This window comes from Ruegeria sp. AD11(2025), assembly GCF_056542405.1.
Map to the genome: position 1 here is coordinate 49,180 of NZ_JBQFZU010000001.1, position 18,928 is coordinate 68,107.

At 57.8% G+C, this 18,928-nt stretch carries 19 protein-coding genes; 13 read left to right on the forward strand and 6 right to left on the reverse strand.

From position 1 onward, the window contains the following. Positions 1–7: 7 nt before the first annotated feature. Both ACR1XY_RS00250 and ACR1XY_RS00255 read right to left on the reverse strand, forming a co-directional pair. Entirely contained in the window at positions 8–934 is a 927-nt protein-coding gene (locus ACR1XY_RS00250; RefSeq protein ID WP_480588955.1) for a methylenetetrahydrofolate reductase, read from the reverse strand. Positions 935–960: 26 nt separating this feature from the next. Beyond that, positions 961–1,257 (reverse strand): virulence factor, encoded by a 297-nt coding sequence (locus ACR1XY_RS00255; protein ID WP_480588957.1) that lies wholly within the window; start codon positions 1,255–1,257, stop codon positions 961–963. Between the two features lie 241 nt (positions 1,258–1,498). On the opposite strand from ACR1XY_RS00255, the gene ACR1XY_RS00260 reads away from it, so the two are divergent. Genes ACR1XY_RS00260 through ACR1XY_RS00270 form a run of 3 tightly spaced genes read left to right on the forward strand, consistent with a single transcriptional unit; the run spans position 1,499 to position 3,732 of the window. Next, positions 1,499–2,611, forward strand: a complete 1,113-nt coding sequence (locus ACR1XY_RS00260) for a Ppx/GppA phosphatase family protein (RefSeq protein ID WP_480588959.1) — start codon at positions 1,499–1,501, stop codon at positions 2,609–2,611. Positions 2,612–2,627: 16 nt separating this feature from the next. After that, on the forward strand, positions 2,628–2,963 hold the full coding sequence (locus tag ACR1XY_RS00265; RefSeq protein ID WP_480588960.1) for a hypothetical protein: 336 nt from the start codon (positions 2,628–2,630) through the stop codon (positions 2,961–2,963). Between the two features lie 52 nt (positions 2,964–3,015). Next, positions 3,016–3,732, forward strand: a complete 717-nt coding sequence (locus tag ACR1XY_RS00270) for an RlmE family RNA methyltransferase (RefSeq protein ID WP_480588962.1) — start codon at positions 3,016–3,018, stop codon at positions 3,730–3,732. Positions 3,733–3,734: 2 nt separating this feature from the next. Here the strand turns inward: ACR1XY_RS00270 and ACR1XY_RS00275 are convergent, their stop codons facing one another. The 3 genes from ACR1XY_RS00275 to ACR1XY_RS00285 all read right to left on the reverse strand — a co-directional run bounded on the left by ACR1XY_RS00275 (position 3,735) and on the right by ACR1XY_RS00285 (position 6,781). Then, positions 3,735–3,923, reverse strand: a complete 189-nt coding sequence (locus ACR1XY_RS00275) for a hypothetical protein (RefSeq protein WP_480588964.1) — start codon at positions 3,921–3,923, stop codon at positions 3,735–3,737. 96 nt (positions 3,924–4,019) lie between these two features. Continuing rightward, positions 4,020–5,918 carry a multiheme c-type cytochrome gene (locus tag ACR1XY_RS00280; RefSeq protein ID WP_480588966.1) on the reverse strand — a complete coding sequence of 633 codons (1,899 nt, stop codon included), beginning with the start codon at positions 5,916–5,918 and terminating at the stop codon, positions 4,020–4,022. After that, a complete protein-coding gene (locus ACR1XY_RS00285) occupies positions 5,915–6,781 on the reverse strand; it encodes a YihY/virulence factor BrkB family protein (protein WP_480588968.1) in 867 nt (288 codons plus the stop codon). Before ACR1XY_RS00285 ends, ACR1XY_RS00280 begins: the two co-directional genes overlap by 4 nt. A gap of 150 nt (positions 6,782–6,931) precedes the next feature. Here ACR1XY_RS00285 and ACR1XY_RS00290 point away from each other — a divergent pair, with 150 nt between their 5' ends. The 8 genes from ACR1XY_RS00290 (at position 6,932) to ACR1XY_RS00325 (ending at position 15,377) form a co-directional block, all read left to right on the forward strand. Continuing rightward, positions 6,932–8,017, forward strand: a complete 1,086-nt coding sequence (locus ACR1XY_RS00290) for an AI-2E family transporter (protein ID WP_480588970.1) — start codon at positions 6,932–6,934, stop codon at positions 8,015–8,017. A 3-nt stretch (positions 8,018–8,020) separates the two neighbouring features. Continuing rightward, complete coding sequence (locus ACR1XY_RS00295; protein WP_480588972.1) at positions 8,021–9,127, forward strand: acetoin utilization protein AcuC; 1,107 nt, start codon at positions 8,021–8,023, stop codon at positions 9,125–9,127. A gap of 120 nt (positions 9,128–9,247) precedes the next feature. Further along, positions 9,248–10,225, forward strand: a complete 978-nt coding sequence (locus ACR1XY_RS00300) for an AAA family ATPase (protein WP_480588974.1) — start codon at positions 9,248–9,250, stop codon at positions 10,223–10,225. Between the two features lie 20 nt (positions 10,226–10,245). Next, positions 10,246–11,193, forward strand: coding sequence for a DUF58 domain-containing protein (locus ACR1XY_RS00305; protein ID WP_480588976.1), 948 nt, complete (start codon positions 10,246–10,248; stop codon positions 11,191–11,193). Then, positions 11,190–11,666: a DUF4381 domain-containing protein gene (locus ACR1XY_RS00310; protein WP_480588978.1), complete on the forward strand. Its 477-nt coding sequence runs from the start codon at positions 11,190–11,192 to the stop codon at positions 11,664–11,666. Before ACR1XY_RS00305 ends, ACR1XY_RS00310 begins: the two co-directional genes overlap by 4 nt. Further along, entirely contained in the window at positions 11,663–12,646 is a 984-nt protein-coding gene (locus tag ACR1XY_RS00315) for a VWA domain-containing protein (protein ID WP_480588980.1), read from the forward strand. The genes ACR1XY_RS00310 and ACR1XY_RS00315 overlap by 4 nt, the downstream gene beginning before the upstream one ends. Further along, positions 12,643–14,148 carry a VWA domain-containing protein gene (locus ACR1XY_RS00320; protein WP_480588982.1) on the forward strand — a complete coding sequence of 502 codons (1,506 nt, stop codon included), beginning with the start codon at positions 12,643–12,645 and terminating at the stop codon, positions 14,146–14,148. The genes ACR1XY_RS00315 and ACR1XY_RS00320 overlap by 4 nt, the downstream gene beginning before the upstream one ends. Next, positions 14,145–15,377 (forward strand): hypothetical protein, encoded by a 1,233-nt coding sequence (locus ACR1XY_RS00325; protein ID WP_480588984.1) that lies wholly within the window; start codon positions 14,145–14,147, stop codon positions 15,375–15,377. Before ACR1XY_RS00320 ends, ACR1XY_RS00325 begins: the two co-directional genes overlap by 4 nt. Here the strand turns inward: ACR1XY_RS00325 and ACR1XY_RS00330 are convergent, their stop codons facing one another. Beyond that, positions 15,378–16,058 (reverse strand): Crp/Fnr family transcriptional regulator, encoded by a 681-nt coding sequence (locus ACR1XY_RS00330; protein WP_480588986.1) that lies wholly within the window; start codon positions 16,056–16,058, stop codon positions 15,378–15,380. It lies immediately after the preceding gene. Between the two features lie 200 nt (positions 16,059–16,258). Here ACR1XY_RS00330 and ACR1XY_RS00335 point away from each other — a divergent pair, with 200 nt between their 5' ends. After that, a complete protein-coding gene (locus ACR1XY_RS00335; protein ID WP_480588988.1) occupies positions 16,259–17,869 on the forward strand; it encodes an arylsulfatase in 1,611 nt (536 codons plus the stop codon). Positions 17,870–17,937: 68 nt separating this feature from the next. Continuing rightward, a complete protein-coding gene (locus ACR1XY_RS00340; protein WP_480588990.1) occupies positions 17,938–18,912 on the forward strand; it encodes an HAD family hydrolase in 975 nt (324 codons plus the stop codon). Positions 18,913–18,928: the final 16 nt, after the last annotated feature.

Sequence of the window (18,928 nt, forward strand, 5' to 3'; positions counted from 1 at the left end):
CCGTTCCTTAGGAGTTTACAGGCTTTGCCGAGGCGCCGCCGTTTTCGATTGCCCAGTTGGCGTTGGTCTTGATACCGCCAAGCGGGAAGAAATGCACGTTGGTGATGTTGAAATCCGGATTGGCGGCCTTGTGGTTGGCCAGTTCGGTGACAACATCCGTCGGCTCGTAGGGCAGCAGCAGCTTGGACACGTCCATGGCGCGCTTCTGCAGAACCTTCAGCGACGGACCAACACCGCAAGCGATGGCGAACTTGATCAGGGTCTGTAGCTTGGCCGGGCCCGCGATACCGATATGGATCGGCAGATCGATTCCCGCCTCTTTCAGACCGTCCGCCCACGCAATGATCGGCTTGGCGTCAAATGCGAACTGAGTCGCCAGCGCCATTTCCGCATCGGTGGTTTCCGAGAACTTCTGTTTCCAGCGCAGCGCGTCGTCAACGTTCTTGGTCGAACCATCCGGATCGATGTCCTTGTTGCCCTCGGGGTGACCAGCAACGTGCAGGCGCTTGAAGCCCGCCTTGTCGAACAGGCCGGTCTCCAGCAGCTGCATCGAGCTGTCGAACGCGCCGTGCGGCTTGGCGACACCTCCAGCCAGCAGCAGCGCTTGGTCGACGCCCGCTTCGCCCTGATACATCGATATCCAGTTCTCCAGGGTTGCCGCGTCCTTGATGATCCGTGACGGGAAGTGCGGCATGACCGGATAGCCTTCGGCCGCGATCCGCTTGGCGGTCTTGACCATGTCCTCGATCGGGGTGCCCTCGATATGGGCGATGTAGACGCGGGTGCCTTCGGGCAGCAACGCGCGGAAGTCATCGACTTTCTCGGCGGTACGCGGCATCACCTCGACCGAATAGCCCTGCAGAAAGGCTTCGACGGTGGGGTTAACCGGGGCCTTTTCGACCGCATCACGTTTCTTGAAGTTCAGCAAAGCCATAGCGGCCTCCCATTTAGATCTGGGGCTTAAGCCCAACCGTCATTGGCGATCAGGGCCTTAATGCGATCCTGATCGTATTCCGTTTCCAGACGCACGGCTTCGGCCTCGGCAATCTCGGACGGGTCGCCCTCAGCTGCAAAAGGTTCGGCTTTGCGCCACTCGGCCAGATAGGCATCGCTGTCCTTGGCGTTCACCTTCATGGCCGCGCGGTCGATGGCTTGCTCGAACCGTTCCTCCAATTGCCGCTTTGCGCCACGACGGCCTTTGCCGACGATGACCTGAGCGGGAATATCGCGCCAGTATACAATGGTGACGTCAGGCATTGCTTTTGATTCCTCCTAACCAGATGGACCGGTTCTAAACGTCTATGTGGGGGCAAGTCGGTCGGTTTTCGACACTAGGCGTATTTCAAGCGACGTTTTCGCCCACGATGGGATACGGCGCTTGTACTGGATTCCGACGCAAACGCGCACATCAAAATACTCATCACTTTAATGAGCGTCTTGCACGAAACAATCGCCCGACCTATGGTCGGGGTAACTCGAAAATCGGAGGGCGTTTAAGATGGCGCCCAAGCGTCCCAAAGGTGCGGGCGCGTTCCCGAAGGCGGTCGAAAGCCCCGCGCCGGCAAGACCCGATCCAGATGCTTTATATGCGGCTCTGGATCTGGGAACTAATAGCTGCCGCATGTTGATAGCCCAGCCAAAGGGCAGCGGGTTTCATGTGGTGGATAGCTTCTCCAAATCCGTGCAGTTGGGCGCGGGCTTGGAACGGACCGGGCGGCTGTCCCGGGCCTCAATGGCGCGTACCGTTCAGGCACTGCGCATCTGCCAGCAAAAGCTGAAACGCAACAAGGTCAAACGGATGCGGTTGATCGCAACCGAGGCCTGTCGGCGCGCGAAAAACTCGCGTGATTTCATCCGGCAGGTGAAGCGCGAGACCGGCCTGACACTGGAGATCATCCAGCCCGAGGAAGAGGCGCGTTTGGCCGTGATCTCCTGCGCGCCACTGGTGTCGACCAAAACGGAACAGTTGCTGGTCGTGGATATTGGCGGCGGCTCGACCGAACTGGTGTGGATCGACATCTCATCGGTGCCGCGCCGCGACCGCCCTGCCGCGATCATGCGCCTGCACAATGGGTTTCACACCGCTGACAGCCCCTTTCCAGCGGCCAAGGTGGTGGACTGGATTAGCGTGCCGCTGGGTGTCGCGACGCTGCGCGACCAGTTCCACGATGTCGAAGACGATTCGGCACGCTTTGCACTGATGAGCTGGTTTTTCGAAGAAAACCTGGCCGACTTCGCCCCCTACAAGGATGAGCAAGCCCGCGAAGGGTTCCAGATCGTCGGAACCAGCGGCACCGTGACTACCGTGGCGGCCTCTCATCTGGGACTAAAGCGTTATGACCGAACCAAGGTGGATGGTTTGCGTATGACCAGCGATCAGATCGACAAAGTCATACGAGGATACTTGGAACTCGGCCCACTGGGACGGCGGCGTGATCCGCGGATCGGCGATGACCGGCAAGCCCTAATCATGTCCGGCTCAGCCATTTTGCAGGCATTGCTCCGCTGCTGGCCCACCGACCGCCTTTCCGTGGCGGACCGGGGACTTCGCGAAGGTCTGCTTTATGCGCAGATGAGCGCGGACGGCGTATTGGAAGACGGACCATTCTGATTTCGGACACAGGTGTATGAGCATCTCAACGATTGCGATTGCCTATCGTTATGCCACGGCTGCAACCACAATATGTACATTGGAAGCTGCGGGATTTGATGTTTTCTGCCCCAGCTTTCATACTGCGACCATGCTCCCCCACTACTCTTTGGCCATTGGTGGCATTCAAATTGCTGTGCCCGATGACCAGGTGGTGGATGCACATGAATTGCTGCGAGGCTTTGTACAAGAGGACGCGCGAGGTGCACCGTGGACTGTCAAAGCTGTAGATGCCTTGGGCTGGTACATCTTTGGAGTTTCGTCCCCCTGGCCAGATCTGGCTCTTCGACAGCCCGCAACGACAGCGTCTTGATACACATTGGCCAAGCCGGTATTGAGCGGGAACCTTTCAGGAGAACCAGCGCATGGCAAAAACGCCGAGCGGAAAAAACAACTCAGGCCGTGGGCAACGCGACCTGAAGGTCAAAGTAAAGACGGCGCGCGGGCGCAAGCTCAGCTCGACCCGCTGGCTTGAGCGGCAGTTGAATGACCCGTATGTGAAACGCGCGCAAGCCGAGGGCTATCGCGGGCGCGCGGCGTTTAAGATTTTGGAACTGGACGATAAATTCCGCTTTCTCGTCCCAGGCGCACGCGTCGTCGATCTGGGCTGCGCGCCCGGCGGCTGGTGTCAGGTGGCCGTCAAACGTGTCAACGCGCTGGGTGAACGGTCGGGTAAACGGGTCGGCACCGTGCTGGGCATTGACTTGCAAGAGATCGAGCCCGTCGCCGGTGCGGACACCCATGTTCTGGATTTCATGGAGGACGACGCCGACCAAAAGGTCAAAGACTGGCTGGGCGGTAAGGCTGATGTGGTGATGTCCGATATGGCCGCGGCCTCATCCGGGCATAAACAGACCGATCACTTGCGCATAATGGCCCTGTGCGAAACCGCGGCCTATTTCGCTTTTGACGTTCTGGAAGAAGGCGGCACATTCGTTGCCAAGGTTCTGGCCGGAGGCGCCGAGGGTGATCTGCAGAAGTTGTTGAAACAGAAGTTCGAGAAGGTGGCAAACGTAAAACCGCCTGCGTCGCGCTCTGACAGTTCCGAGAAATTCGTGGTCGCCACGGGGTTCCGGGGCTGACCTCAGTCGTCAAGCCAGATACGGTCGCCGGTCAGAAACTGCTCGCGCAGTGACGCGGCGGCGGTTTGTTGCAGCAACAACGCCTGACCATGGTTGATATATTCCGGCTTTCTGGCCTGCAGATCGGCTATCCTTTGATCCGGGGACAAAGGGTTTTGCAACTGCGATGTGTGGACCGGTTTTTCCGGCATGGGTCACCTGTGGGCGTGGCTGGGTTTCTGCCTTTCTCACGGTTAACGCCCAATTTTGCCGGGATCGTGACCTAAACCGGGCCAAGCCGTGCCGTTTCACGGGGCTAATTGCGCCTTGAGTTGTTGCAGCTCCGGATCGTTCGGCAAAACCGCCAGTCCCTCTTGTAGCACGTCCCGCGCGGCATCCGGACCGCGGTTGATCTGTGCCAGTTGGACCAGCATGGGCCAAGCTTCGGCCCGTTGCGGGTCCAGCGTGACGACCTCTCGAAAGGCGCGTTCGGCGGCCGGGGCGTTGCGGAAGGTCAGAGCCATACCGCCCAGTACAAGGTGTGTTTCGGGAAAGTCCAGCCGGTTAGCAATAGTGCCCTGCCATTCTTCCATACCCTTGGCCACCCGAGCCTGCTGTTCCGGGGTCAGGGCTTGGCCGGGGATGTTCAAGAACTCTTTGGCGGCTGAGATACGGACATTGCGCAATGGATCAGACAGCAAGGGTTCGAGACGCTGAACCTGATCCGGCAAGGCGGCCTGACGTTGCAATACCACCGCATTTGCGCGCACCAGCGGATCCGTGTCGGACAACAATGCCGCCGCTTCGTCCGCAACACCTGGCGAGCCGAAGGTTTGCAGCAGATAGGCTGCCGTGGCGCGGGCAATGCCCGGCTGAGACGAATCCATCGCAATCGCAATTAAAGCACCCGGCCCTTCCGCGCGACCGTCCAGGGCTGACTGAAACACCGTTCCATAGTGTGGCGCACGATGAGCGGACACCGGAAACCACTCCTCTATCCGCTGCGCGGCCCAATCCTGATCCTCGGTCTGATGACAATCGGTGCAGGCATCTTCACCAAGCCCGAGATCCGGGCGCGGAATGCGAAAGCTGTGATCGCGCCGCCCGTCGACACCCATGTATGTGCGCTCGATCATGTGGCAGGATTTGCACTGCGCGCCTGCGCTGTCTTCCGGGTGGTGATGATGCGCGGGCGTGTCGTAGTCCTTGGCGGTCAGGGATGGAAAGTCAGGATTGCCCGCTGGTGAGTGGCATTGCGTGCAAACTCCGTTGCCCTCCGCCTTCAACCCAGCACTATGTGGATCATGGCAGTTCATGCACCCGACGCCCTGCGCATACATCTTGGATTGCAGGAACGAGCCATAAACATAGACCTCATCCAGAATCTGGCCATCGGGGTGATAAAGACCCGGACGCAGCACCGCTAGGTTATAAGCGTCGTGATAGGGCGTTCCGGGAATCGGGTTGCCGTCGCCATGCGCCTCGCGTCGGGAATGGCATCCGGCGCATTGTTGAATTTCGGCCTCAGTCCGGCCCCTGCCCCAATTCATGGTGAAACCAAACTCGCTCAGATCAGCGGCGAGTGTCTGGCCTTGCGTCCAGTCGATATGCGCCGATCCGGGACCGTGGCAGGCCTCGCACCCGACCCCAATTTCGGACTGCGTTGAGGCGTAGCTGCGGGACTGCGCGTCATAGTCCTTTTCAAACCCGGTGGCGTGGCATTCGGCACAGCGAGCATTCCAGTTCTTGTAGGGACCGGTCCAGTGCAACCCGTCATCCGGCGGCAAGTCCTGATCGGGATAGAGGTGGTACCAGTTCTGAGCCTCGGTATCCCAGACGACATCGAAACTCTGCAACCGGCCGGGCTCGGTTTCGAACAGGTATTGCTGCAGGGGCTCGATACCCACGACCGAATGCACACCATATTCAGTTGCGACGCCGTCCTTCTCGGTCACCTTGGCCCGCAGGCCATCGTTGTTCACGCTGAACTCTACCGCCATGCCGTCGTGATCAAACCGGGCTTCGTCAAAATCCGCCGCCACATGCCCGGCCGCGACCTCGGTCCAAGCCAGCGCGTGATGGGATGCCGCCCACGCTTCGGCCTCGGAGGTGTGGCATTCGATGCATTGATCCGAGCCCACATAGTTCGGCCCTTGCGCAAAAGCGACAGCTGGCAAAAACATCCAGATAAGAAACGCGGCTCTCACGTTTCAAGTCCGTCGGCATCGTTCTGCAGGTCCATCAAGGCTCCGTTATATTCTGCCCCAAGGATCAGGATGGCAGCGCAAAGATAGAGAAAGATCAGTGCCGCCATGGCTCCGGCCAAGCCCGCGTAGGTGGCGCTGTATGAGGCAAACTGCGCAATATAGACCGAAAAGCCCCATCCTCCTGCTGCCCACAAGGCCAGCGTCAACAACACGCCCGGCAGGATCTGACGCAATCTATGACGCCCGGTCGGAAGGACCAGATGCGCCAGCACCACCACGCCCACCGGAACACCCACCGTGAAGGTCCAGCGCAGGCGATCGACCGACAACCACTCGGATACGTTCACATCGGTCTTTTCCGAAACCAGTTGCGTGTAGACCGGCAGGATGACCTCGACCGCAGCAATGATCATGATGGTGAGGCCGCCACCGATCACCAACCCAAAACAAAGCAGCCGGGTTTTCCAGAACGGCCAGCTGTCAAAATCATGATAGGCCTGGTTCATCGCCTTGCGCACTGCCATCACCCCGTTCGAGGCAAAGAACACCGCCAGCAGACCGCCCAGCGTAATCACGCCAGATCCTGACTCGGAAAGAACCGAGCGCAGTTCGGCCACGATCGGCCCTGCCACATCCTTGGGCCATGCGCCGAAAATCAAATCGATCAATTCGTTGGTGACATAGTCCTGCGACAGTGAACCTGCCAACGCAACTGTGAATAGGGCAAAGGGAAACAGCGCCAACATCAGCGACATGGCCACGTGGCTGCTCATGACGAAGCCGTTCTTGGCGTCGAAACGAGTTACAGCCACCCAAAGCGCCTGAATGGGCCGACCAAAGTAAGGAATCACGCGTGCATTCATTCCCGAAGCCTAACCCGCTTGCCCCAGCCACTGAACCGGCAAATCTGTCCGCTGCGCAAATATTCTCTGACAAACATCTGGGCGCATTGCATAATCCGGCCCTGCTGTGCAGGATCATACACAAGTGCAATTCTCAGGATGAGCTACCGCATGACACCGGACAAAGACGAAACCGCTACGCCGACGAAGCTCAAGCTGTCGGTTGTTCGGGACGTGTCGATTGTGACTACACTCGTAGTGCTGGGGTTATACGCCGGCGCCGCATTCCTGATCCCGCTGACGATGGCCCTGCTGATCAATGTCCTGATCATCGCGCTCAGCGACCGGATAATCGCCCTGACCCGCATGCCTGTCTGGCTGGCCAACGTCGCAGGCGTCACTGTGGTTTTGGCCGGTTTGTTCGTGATCATGTATATTCTGGGCAGTCAGGCCACTCAGTTTGCCCGCACGATTGGCACCTATGAAAACCAATTCGACGATGCGGTAAACCGCGTCACTGGGTTGGTGGGCAATGATGTAACCAAGTTTATCCGCGACAACCTGATCAATATAGACATGTCCTATGTTGCGCGCATTCTGCTGGGCAGCGCGACTTCCCTGCTGAACCAGTTCTTTCTGATCAGCCTTTACGTCGCCTTCCTTATGGCCGAGCGGCTGGCCTTCCGCAAAAAAATCCAATTGGCCGCAGGTGATCCGAAAACAGGTATCGAGTTCGCCTCGATACTGGATGCCATCACGTTCAGCCTGCAACGTTATGTCGGGGTGAAAACCATGATCAGCCTGATCACGGCTGGCATCAGCTATTCGGTGTTCAAGGTGCTGGGGCTCGAGTTTGCCGAGACCTGGGCCGTGCTGACTTTCGCGCTGAATTTTATTCCCTCCATCGGATCGATCATTGCAGTCATTTTCCCGTCGATGATATCGCTGGTTCAGTTCGACAGCATCGGCCCGTTCCTGATCATCGTTCTGGGCTGCGGAACGATACAGTTCCTGATCGGCAATTTTCTCGACCCCGCCTTGCTGGGCCGGTCTCTGAACATGTCCACTTTTCTGGTCATTCTGGCGCTGATGTTCTGGACCACGATCTGGGGGCTGATCGGAGCCTTCCTGAGCGTCCCCCTGACCGTCTGCATCCTGATCGTCTTCAGCCATATTCCCGCGCTGCGCCCGGTTGCGATCCTGATGTCACTTGATGGCAGGCTGGGGGAAGAGAGCGCCGAGCAAAATGCAAGTTAGACGATGAATCGCCCCCTGTTCATCGGTTCAGAAATCTATCGCAGATCGACCTATGGTTCGAAACACCCTCTGGCCATTCCGCGTGTCTCGACCGTCATCGACCTGTGCCGGGCCCAGGGTTGGTTGTCATCCGCGAACTATCGCGTCAGCCCCTGCGCGAAACCCTCGGCACTAATGGCATTTCACACGCCGGACTATATCGCAGCCCTGCAACAGGCCGAACAGGATCAGGCGGTGTCCGATTATACACGGGAGAAATACGCGCTGGGCACCCTGCCAAACCCTGTATTCCCCGAGATGTATCGCCGCCCAGCCACCGCTGCCGGAGGATCAATGCTGGGGGCCGAACTGATCCGGGATGGCGGCATTGTCTTTAGCCCGGCAGGTGGTACGCATCATGGACTTGCGAACCGGGCAAACGGGTTTTGCTATCTGAACGATCCGGTGCTGGCGATCCTGGCTCTGTTGAACGCCGGGCTTGATCGTATTGTCTATGTCGATATCGACGCGCATCACTGTGACGGAGTTGAAGCGGCCTTTCGCGGATCAACAAAGGTGCGAATGATCTCGTTGCATGAAGGCGCCCGGTGGCCCTTCAGCGGAACATTAGACGACGATGCAGGCGGGGCGGCATTTAACCTTCCCGTCGCGCGCAACCTCAATGATGATGAGTTCAACGCAATCCTCGACCAGTTGATCCTGCCCGCGACGGCATCTTTTTACCCCGAGGCAATTGTGTTGCAATGCGGCGCGGATGCGGTGGCCGAGGACCCGTTATCCCGGCTGACCCTGTCCAACAACGCCCATTGGCGCGCCGTTGCCTCTCTGCGCGACATGGCCCCTCGCCTTCTGGTTCTGGGCGGCGGAGGCTACAACCCCTGGTCCGTTGCGCGGCTTTGGACCGGAGTTTGGGCGACCCTGAACGGGATCGTCATGCCCAACTTTCTCAACACCGAGGCGCAATCCGTGCTTGGTCAACTGACGTGGAACCGAGCAGCCGGAAAGCAACCGCCGCGTCATTGGGTCGAAACGCTGCGCGACGACCCAAACCATGGGGAAATTCGCCCCGAGCTGCGCGCCGATCTGGAACATATCGCGGAACGGATTTGATGGTGGATCGGACGCGGTAAGACTGGTAACCTCCGATCATTACTGCACATTCCAGATCATCCCGCCCCGGCGTATCCTGCCATGTCCTTCCGGACTTCCGGCCACGATTGGACCAAATTAATGAATGCACTTAATCAGATACATGATCTTAAAACCCGCATGGGGCAGGCGATTATCGGCCAGACCGAGGTGATAGACCGGCTGCTCATCGGCCTGCTGGCAAACGGCAACCTTTTGATCGAGGGCCTGCCCGGTCTGGCAAAAACCCGCGCCGTCAAAGCCATGGCGCGCAATCTGGACGCCGACTTCAGCCGGATACAGTTTACGCCCGACCTGCTACCCTCAGACGTGACCGGAACCGAAGTATACCAGCAAACCGATGACGGCGGCACGTTCCGGTTCGACCCCGGCCCGATCTTTGCCAACCTCGTTTTGGCGGATGAGATCAACCGTGCCCCGGCCAAGGTGCAAGCGGCTTTGCTGGAAGCGATGGAGGAAAGGCAGGTCACCGTCTCGGGCACCACCCATAAAATGGAGCCGCTGTTCATCGTGATGGCCACGCAAAACCCGATCGAGCAGGAGGGCACCTATCCCTTACCAGAGGCACAAATGGACCGGTTTCTGATGCACGTGCAGATTACCTATCCTCCAGTAGAGGACGAAGTCGAAGTGATCCGTCTGGTGCGGGGTGAAGACATCGCCGCAGGGTCTGATGCGACGGGCGAGATGCCGACGCCAATCCCGCAGGACGCCGTATTTCAGGCGCGGTCAGAGATCGGGCAGATCCACGTATCCGACGCCATGGATCGATATATGGCCGACCTCGTGCAAGCAACCCGAACGCCCGAGAAATACAGCGAAGAGCTTGCCAACTGGATCGAAATCGGTGCCAGCCCGCGTGCATCGCTGGCATTGGACAAATGCGGGCGTGCGCACGCGTGGATGAACCAGCGTGACTACGTGGACCCCGCTGATATTCGTGCCATCGCGCATGACGTCTTTCGCCACCGCATCACGCTCAGCTTTGAGGCCCAGGGCAACGCAAAATCGGCAGACAACGTGATTGCAGAAATCCTGCGCCTCGTCGCGCTGCCCTGAGTGTTCGGAAAGAGAGCCCCGTGGCCCAAACCGCCACATACCCCGACGACCCACGCATCCATGTAGATGCGGACCATCTGCTGCGCCTGGGTGCCAAATCGCGCGCTATCAGCCTGTTGCCGCGACAACCGGCGCGCTCAATCCTCAATGGCCGCCACGCTTCGCGCCTGCGCGGGCGCGGATTGAACTTTGAAGAACTCCGCACCTATCTGCCCGGCGATGACATCCGGACAATCGACTGGAAAGTGACCGCTCGCACCGGAAAACCCCATGTTAGGGTCTATACCGAGGAACGGGATCGCCCTGCCCTCTTGTTAGTCGATCAGCGTATTTCGATGTTTTTCGGCACCGAGGTTTACATGAAATCGGTGGTCGCTGCCGAAGCCGCCGCAATCGCCGCCCATCGCGTTCTGGGCCAAGGCGACCGCGTCGGTGGGATTGTCTTTGGCGACACGGATCTGGCCGAGCACCGCCCTCAGCGCCGTCCCGCCGCGTTGAAGCGGTTCCTGTCGTCGGTCGCAGGGCTGAATTGCAGCCTGAACGCAACGCTGAGCCCAGAACCGACCGTTTCGCTGAACGACGTCCTGAAACAAGCCGCCCGGATCGCGCATACCAATGCCCTGATATGCGTGTTTTCGGATTTTGACGGTCTGAATGAAGACTCGGAAAGCTTGCTAAGACGGCTTGCTCTGTCAAACGACCTGATTTTGTTCAATATTTACGATCCAAGTTCGCATGAGCTAATCCCAGGGCTACGCATGACCGTCTCGGACGGAGACGCACAAATTGAACTCGACAGCTCGGAACCGGATTTGTCGAAACGCATCAGGGCGGCGTTGGAAAACAGGTTGGCACACCTCCGCCAGTGGTCGCGCCGCTATGGCTTTCCAATTGTCCCGCTGACCACCGCAGAACCGGCCCTGGATCAATTTCTGCGGCAGTTCGGTCATCACGGGGGGCAAAAATGAGCGTCGATACCGAAGGTAAATCACTTGTTGAGTTGTTGGACTTGCTGAAACCCGCTCCAGCGCCCGCGCCGATACCGATGACGCCGCAGACTTGGGGCTGGGCAGTCCTGGCTTTGCTGCTGGCAGGGGCGGTCGCATGCGGTTTTTACGTCTACCGACGGCATCGTATGACCAATGCCTACCGTCGATCCGCGCTTGCCGATCTGCACGCTGCCGACAATGACGTCGCCAAGATCGCAGAAATCCTGCGACGCACCGCGCTCGCTGCCTTTCCGCGCGATCAGGTCGCTAGTCTCCATGGCTCTGAGTGGATCACCTTTCTCAAACAATCCTCTAATAATATTACGATTTCTTCAAATGAATCTAAAGCCCTCCTTGAGGCGCCCTACAGATCCAGCCCTCCCAATCCAAAGGTCGCCACGTTCGCGCGGGTCTGGATCCGGACCCACAAAGCGCAGAGGAGGCATGGATGATCTCTTTTGCCGCCCCTTGGGCATTTTTGTTTTTGCCTTTGCCACTTCTGGTCTACTGGTTAACGCCGCCGCACCGGAATAAGACCAATTCAATCCGCATACCGTTTTTCCGCCATGTCGCCAAGGCGGCTGGGGTTGAGCCCAAGTCCGGATCAGTCATCGCACAACGACCGATGCTTCAGACTACTGTTGTTATTCTGATTTGGCTGATGCTGGTGACGACCCTGGCCCGCCCGGAAAAACTGGCCGATCCGATCATCATCGAAAAATCCGCCCGAGATGTGGTGCTGGCACTCGATATTTCGGGTTCGATGGACCAACGCGATTTCCAGTCTACCGACGGAACGCCCAAACAACGGCTGGCGGCCGTCAAAGATGTAATGCGCACGTTCATTGCCGAACGTCAGGGTGACAGGATGGCGCTAATCATCTTTGGCACCCGTGCTTTCGTTCAGGCACCATTTACAGAAGACCTGAATAGTTTGAATGGGTTCCTGGACCAAACTCAAGTCGGAATGGCAGGGCCGAACACCGCCTTGGGCGACGCAATCGGCCTTGGTATCCGCACATTTGACTCCAGCGATGTCGATCAGCGCCTGATGATCGTTCTTAGCGACGGGGCGGATACGTCCAGCCGGATGACACCTACCAATGCCTCCGCCGTAGCAGCGGACAAGGGCGTCGTTATCTACACCATCGGCGTCGGTGATCCCGATGCGTCTGGCGAGGACCGCGTAGATCTGGAAGCCCTGAAAGCCATCGCGGACCGAACTGGCGGGCAGTATTTCTTTGCAAATGATGAGGCTGCGCTTGCCGGGACCTACCAGCGCATTGACGAGCAAAACCCCAGAATCGTAGAAACTCAAAGCTACCGTCCGCGGGAAAGCCTCGCTCACTATCCATTGTTGGCGGTACTGTTGCTGATGCTGGGAAGTTGCGCTGGTCTGCACATCACGAAGCGCCGAAGGAGTCTCTCATGATCGACGCCTTCGCGGAATTTCATTTCCTGAGAGCAGCTTATCTGCTTTTTCTGATACCAGTTGCAGGTCTTTGGTGGGTAACTCGACCGAAACGTTCGCGACAGTCCGAACTGCCATCCGGTGTGGCTCCGCATCTTGCAACTGCTCTGCTTCTGGGGGCTGAAGACAAGCGGCGAATCTATCCCATTGATGTTGCCATGATCGCCACTGCATTGGTTGCCATCGCCGCCGCAGGCCCAACATGGTCACGGGCTCAGAACCCGCTTGTGGCGGACACGGCCCCTTTGGTTATCGCCTTGAAGGTCACCGAGAGCATGGAGAATGCCGACCTGCCCCCGTCGCGGCTGGAGCGTGCAAAGTACAAGATCACCGACCTCATAAACACACGCGCAGGCGCGCGAACGGCGCTGATCGCATATGCTGGTACACCACACCGCGTGGCACCCCTGACCGAAGACGCAAATATCCTGCGCCCGCTGCTTGAAGGGTTGACCCCTGCTGTGATGCCCAAACAAGGAGATGCCGCGGTTGATGCGTTGACACTGGCGCAAAGCATATTGGACGAAAGCGACACTCCCGGAGCCGTCCTGTTTGTGTTGGACGATCTCGATCCATCTCAGCTTGTCGAGTTTCAGAGCGCAACAACGCAGGTTTTCTTTCTGACCATGCTCCCGAACGGAGACGAGATTGTTCAGTTGAGCAATCTGGGGAACACCGTTGTGGTCCCGTTTTCCAATGATGACAGGGATATCACACGGCTGCAGCGTCAGATCCAAACCGCCTATGTGGATGCGCTGGATGACGATGATCGTCTGGACTGGCAGGATCGGGGGTGGATGCTGGCATGGCCTGCGGCGTTGTTGTCGCTGCTCTGGTTCCGTCGCGGCTGGGTGATCCGATGGGCGGTGTTGGGACTGTTCCTGATACAGCCCGCGAGCCCCGCGCGCGCAGAAGGTTGGCGGGACTGGTTCCTAGCACCGGATCAGCAAGGCCAAATCGCAATGAATCAAAAACGCTATGCAGATGCTGCTGACCTCTTTGAGGACCCGTACCATGAAGGCTACGCGCGCTTGAAAGCAGGCCAATACCCGGAAGCCGCGGCCATCTTCGCCGAACTGAACACACCCGAAGCCGCCTTTGCCGAAGGTATGGCTCGCATACGCAACCGGGAGTACGGACCCGCCATTTCTGCTTTTGAAGAGGCGTTAGAACACCGCCCTAACTGGCCGGAAGCACAGCATAATCTCGAGGTTGCCACCGCCATTCTCGACTATGTAGAAATCACGCGGGAACAATCCGACACTGGCGAAGAAGCCGGGATCGGAGCAGATGACACTGTGTTCGACAATGACTCTGGTCGCGGGGAAAACACGACCATTCAGGCCCAGACCGAAGGTGCAAAACCCTTGTCGGCAGACCAGTGGATCAGTGCGATTGATACGGACATGCAGGATTTCTTGCGCAACCGGTTCCGTCTGGAAAATCAGGAGCAAGAACGATGAGATTATTGCTCCTCCTCCTGTTTGCTTTTTTGTCGTGCGGGGCTTTCGCGCAAAACTCGACCGCGCCGCAACCACAAGTCACAGTCGAGGCGCCAAGTGAGGATGTGATTGTCGGACAACCGGCCATCTTGCGCGTAAAGGTTTTGGTGCCGACCTTCATGCCGTCCCCTCCGATCTTTCCTGCGCTGGAACAAGAAAACCTGCTGGTCCGCCTGCCCGAGCGTGCCTCGGGACCTGTCAGCGAGTCGGTAAACGGCGAAACATGGTCTGGTGTTCAGCGGAGCTATCGCATCTATCCGCTGGTGTCAGGGGCGATAGACTTTGGCGCTCAGGACATGACGGTCACCTTTGCGGACCCGGAAACAAACAATCCGATTCAGGCGTCCATCCCGCTGCCACCGATCGAACTAAACGCAGTGGTCCCGGATGGGGCGCGTGATCTGAATCCGCTGATTATCGCGACGAGTTTTGAACTGACGCAGGAAATCGAAGGCCCAACTGAAATGCAGGCTGGCGATGCGGTCACCCGACGGCTGACAGCGCGAATCTCGGGCACGAGTCCGATCCTGATACCACAATTAATACAAAATAATCAGGACCCTCTGTTGCGATCTTATCCCAAAGAACCACGCTTCACCGAGACCGAGGATCGGGGTATCCTGTCAGGCCAACGTGTTGATGAAACCGTTTACCTTGCGCAGGATGGAGGTGAAACTCAGCTGCCTGCGGTTGCATTGAAGTGGTTCAACCTGACGACGAATGCCGTTGAAACCGTGGACGTCGACGCAGTTGGACTGAAACTGGCCGCGCCGAAGTCTGGGCCTCCGTCAACAGATACATTGATGAGATATCTGTTTTGGGCTGCTGCTGTCTTGATAGTCACTTTGGTCGTTTTGTGGTGGTCGATGCCGCGATATCGAAACTGGAAAGAAGCACGTAAAAAGGCATACCGCGCTTCACCGGAATTTGCCCTCGCGCAGCTGCGCCATGCGCTGCATGATCAGGACCTCAACGCCGCCTATTCTACGCTTGAAACCTGGAAGCAACGCTGTGAAAGCCCGCAAGGGCACAACGGGCTTGAAGCACGTTTGGAACAGATTGGCTCTACGTATTACGCCACTGATAAAGACGACAGAACACCGGATTGGAGAGGGGCAATTTCCGCGCTGGACGCTCTTACAGCCGCCCCCCAAAAACAGGCAGAGCTTCTTCCGCCACTGAATCCTTGATCAGGTCTGACAACTGGCAATCAGAGCCTTCCGGTCTTTCAGCCGAACGCGCCCATAGCCGAGTTCGATCAGGTCCAAATCCGCAAGTCGGTGCAGGCTGCGGTGCAGCGTTGGCTGCGACACGGCAATCATCTCGGCCAGTTCGTCCTGAGACACCACGATCCAACCGTCGGTTTTTGACCTGCCCTCATCCAGATGAAGCAGCCGCAGTACCAACCGTTTTTCACTGCCGGTCACGGCAAGGTTGGCCATTATCCGAAGTGCCGTCTGCATGTTTTCCTGCGTCAGCGCGTAAAAATCGCGGACATAATTCGGATTGGCCTGAACCAGTTTGGCAATACGGGAATGCGGAAAAAACAAGGCTTGCGTCTCTTGTGTGGTGACGACGCTGATCAACCGCGGTGTGTCCGCGAATAAAGCCAGATCCCCGATCCAGAAACCGGCACCTTCTCGATGTATCACGAACTCCTGCCCATCATCCGCCGGTGCGGTAACCTGAACACCGCCACTGAGGATGGCAAATATCCCGTTTGCTGCGTCGCCATGGTGGTATAGCGCTTCGTGAGGCTCGAAAGTTCTTGCGGATGCGCAATCCAACAGGTCACGGCGAAATACGTCCGAGCGTTTGCTGAACCACCCGACCTTCTGCAAGAGCTTAATATTATTCGTTTTGTCAAACATTAGAATTTTCCAATATCATCATATGATGAGTTTTCAATTTGGCAAATCGCCTAGTGTAAACGCGTTCGATTCCCGGAATGGTGAAGGTTTGCCGTTCAGAATGCGACCGATTATTACAATCCGTTTTGGCCGAAACTGCCGGTCGAAAAACACTTTCACACCTCTGGGGCCTACAAACTCTTACAGATCAGGAGCATATCATGTCACCACCACGTTCGATTGCATACTGGTGGCGCACCGAGTTGCGTCGTATTGCTGTGGCTACCGTCGCCGTTGCGTTGGCACTTCCCGCCTGGGCACAGGACCAGAAACCCAACATCCTGGTCATTTGGGGTGACGACATCGGGCAGTCCAATATCTCGGCCTATACGATGGGTCTGATGGGGTATCAGACGCCGAACATCGACCGCGTCGCCAAGGAAGGCATGATTTTCACCGACTATTATGGTGAGCAATCCTGTACTGCTGGCCGCTCGTCCTACATCATGGGGCAATCGGTGTACCGGACCGGCCTGTCCAAAGTTGGTTTGCCCGGTGCTGATCTGGGGATGCAGGTCGAAGATCCGACTATTGCTGGCCTGTTGAAGGACCACGGCTATGTCACTGGTCAATTTGGCAAGAACCATCTCGGAGACAAGGATGAGCATCTTCCGTCAAACCATGGATTTGATGAGTTTTTCGGCAATCTATACCACCTGAACGCCGAGGAAGAGCCTGAAAACGAGGACTATCCCGGCGATGCGGTTCTGGCTGATGGCCGCACCTTCCGCGAAGCCTATGGGCCGCGAGGCGTTATTAAGTCCAAGGCCGACGGCACCATCGAGGACACCGGCCCCCTGACCCGCAAGCGCATGGAGACAGTGGACGAAGAGACCGTTGCGGCTGCCATCGACTTCATCAAGCGTGCCCACGAACAAGGCCAACCTTTCTATGTTTGGTGGAATGGCACTCGGATGCACTTCCGTACCCACGTGAAGGATGAGATGCGCGCGCAAGCCAACGACATCGCAGGCCGCGTGGCCGATGAATACACCGCAGGCATGATCGAACATGACATGCATGTAGGCCAGCTGCTGGACTTGCTGGATGAGCTTGGCATCACCGACAACACCATCGTTCACTATTCCACCGACAATGGGCCGCACATGAACACGTGGCCGGATGGCGCTTCGACGCCATTCTGGGGTGAGAAGAACACCAACTGGGAAGGCGGATGGCGCGTTCCGTCGATGGTACGCTGGCCCGGCAAGATTGAGGCCGGATCGGTCACCAACGAAATCGTGCACCATATGGATTGGCTGCCGACTTACCTTGCTATTGCCGGTGATCCGGACATCAAGGAAAAACTGAAGGCAGGTTACAACTCCTCAGGTATGGGCCGCGACTACAAGGTGCATCTGGATGGCTACAACATCCTGCCCCTGCTGACCGGTGAAACCTCGGAAAGCCCGCGTCGCGAGATCTTCTATTTCTCGGATGACGGTGATCTGACCGCATTGCGCTTTGACGATTGGAAGCTGATCTTCCTTGAGCAGAAGGCGTGGGGCACCCTGCGCGCATGGATCGAACCCTGGACCGAGCTGCGCATTCCTCTGATCGTGAACCTGCGTCGCGATCCCTATGAGCGCGCTTACCGGACGTCCAACACCTACTACGACTGGCTGCTGGATCGGGCCTATTTCCTGGTGCCTGCTCAGCAATATGTCGGCGGTTTCCTGGAGACCTTCCAAGAATACCCGCCACGCCAAAAGGCTGCCAGCTTCAACCTGGATCAGGTGATGGAGAAGCTGTCCTCGCCGACCAACAATTAACCCATCAAAATACAAAGGGCCGCCCGTACATCGGTGGCCCTTTACCAATTGAAGCAAGGAAATTTCTCATGAGGAATGCAGTTCTTTCAGCCGCTCTTGTCATGGCTCCGCTGACCTTGTCTGCCGACCCTCTGCCTAGTTGGGGCACGTCCGCGTCCAAGGATAGGATCATCGAATTCGTCGAGGCCGTTACTGACCCGAACGGCGCCGTCTATGTCACACCGGCCGAGCGGGTTGCGGTGTTCGACAATGACGGCACTCTGTGGGCCGAACAGCCGGTCTATTTTCAGCTCACCTTCGCCATGGATCGCCTTGCCGATCTGGCCGAGGCAGACCCCTCGATCCTAACCAGCCCAACGCTGGAAGCTGCGGCAAATGGCGATCTGCAAGCTGTCGCAGAGGGCGGTCACGATGCCTTGATCGAAGTATTGAACGCCTCGCATTCCGGTGTGAGTGTCAAGGAATTCCAGGCATCCGTCGCCGAATGGCTGGACACCGCGCGTCACCCGGATACTGGTTTGCCCTACGATCAGATGACCTATCAACCGATGGTGGAACTGCTGCGCTATCTCAGGGATGAAGGATTCCGCACCTATATTGTCTCGGGCGGCGGTCTGCACTTCATGCGCGTGTTTGCCGAAGATGCCTATGGCATCCCGCCCGAACAGGTTCTGGGCACGTATGCCGACACAACTTATGAAACAGATGATGGCGCTCCGGTCATAACCAAGGCCCCCGGCATCGCCTTTGTCGATGACAAAGAGGGCAAGCCCATCAACATCGAACGCACGATTGGCAGACGCCCCATTCTGGCTGGCGGCAACTCGGACGGGGATTTCGCCATGCTGGAATGGACCACTGCAGGCGACGGTCCGCGACTGGGGGTTCTGATTCACCACACCGATGCCGAGCGTGAATGGGCTTATGACCGCGAAAGCCCGATCGGGAAACTGGTCGACGGGCTGGACAAGGGGCCCGACATGGGCTGGGTCATTGTTGATATGGCGCAAGACTGGGATCGCATCTACACTGGTTCCGAATAAGGCACTCAGAGACCGA

Coding starts and splice junctions, on each gene's coding strand:
- ACR1XY_RS00250 (WP_480588955.1), bottom strand. CDS start 934: ATGGCTTTGCTGAACTTCAAGAAACGTGATGCGGTCGAAAAGGCCCCG.
- ACR1XY_RS00255 (WP_480588957.1), bottom strand. CDS start 1,257: ATGCCTGACGTCACCATTGTATACTGGCGCGATATTCCCGCTCAGGTC.
- ACR1XY_RS00260 (WP_480588959.1), top strand. CDS start 1,499: ATGGCGCCCAAGCGTCCCAAAGGTGCGGGCGCGTTCCCGAAGGCGGTC.
- ACR1XY_RS00265 (WP_480588960.1), top strand. CDS start 2,628: ATGAGCATCTCAACGATTGCGATTGCCTATCGTTATGCCACGGCTGCA.
- ACR1XY_RS00270 (WP_480588962.1), top strand. CDS start 3,016: ATGGCAAAAACGCCGAGCGGAAAAAACAACTCAGGCCGTGGGCAACGC.
- ACR1XY_RS00275 (WP_480588964.1), bottom strand. CDS start 3,923: ATGCCGGAAAAACCGGTCCACACATCGCAGTTGCAAAACCCTTTGTCC.
- ACR1XY_RS00285 (WP_480588968.1), bottom strand. CDS start 6,781: ATGAATGCACGCGTGATTCCTTACTTTGGTCGGCCCATTCAGGCGCTT.
- ACR1XY_RS00290 (WP_480588970.1), top strand. CDS start 6,932: ATGACACCGGACAAAGACGAAACCGCTACGCCGACGAAGCTCAAGCTG.
- ACR1XY_RS00295 (WP_480588972.1), top strand. CDS start 8,021: ATGAATCGCCCCCTGTTCATCGGTTCAGAAATCTATCGCAGATCGACC.
- ACR1XY_RS00300 (WP_480588974.1), top strand. CDS start 9,248: ATGAATGCACTTAATCAGATACATGATCTTAAAACCCGCATGGGGCAG.
- ACR1XY_RS00310 (WP_480588978.1), top strand. CDS start 11,190: ATGAGCGTCGATACCGAAGGTAAATCACTTGTTGAGTTGTTGGACTTG.
- ACR1XY_RS00315 (WP_480588980.1), top strand. CDS start 11,663: ATGATCTCTTTTGCCGCCCCTTGGGCATTTTTGTTTTTGCCTTTGCCA.
- ACR1XY_RS00320 (WP_480588982.1), top strand. CDS start 12,643: ATGATCGACGCCTTCGCGGAATTTCATTTCCTGAGAGCAGCTTATCTG.
- ACR1XY_RS00325 (WP_480588984.1), top strand. CDS start 14,145: ATGAGATTATTGCTCCTCCTCCTGTTTGCTTTTTTGTCGTGCGGGGCT.
- ACR1XY_RS00330 (WP_480588986.1), bottom strand. CDS start 16,058: ATGTTTGACAAAACGAATAATATTAAGCTCTTGCAGAAGGTCGGGTGG.
- ACR1XY_RS00335 (WP_480588988.1), top strand. CDS start 16,259: ATGTCACCACCACGTTCGATTGCATACTGGTGGCGCACCGAGTTGCGT.
- ACR1XY_RS00340 (WP_480588990.1), top strand. CDS start 17,938: ATGAGGAATGCAGTTCTTTCAGCCGCTCTTGTCATGGCTCCGCTGACC.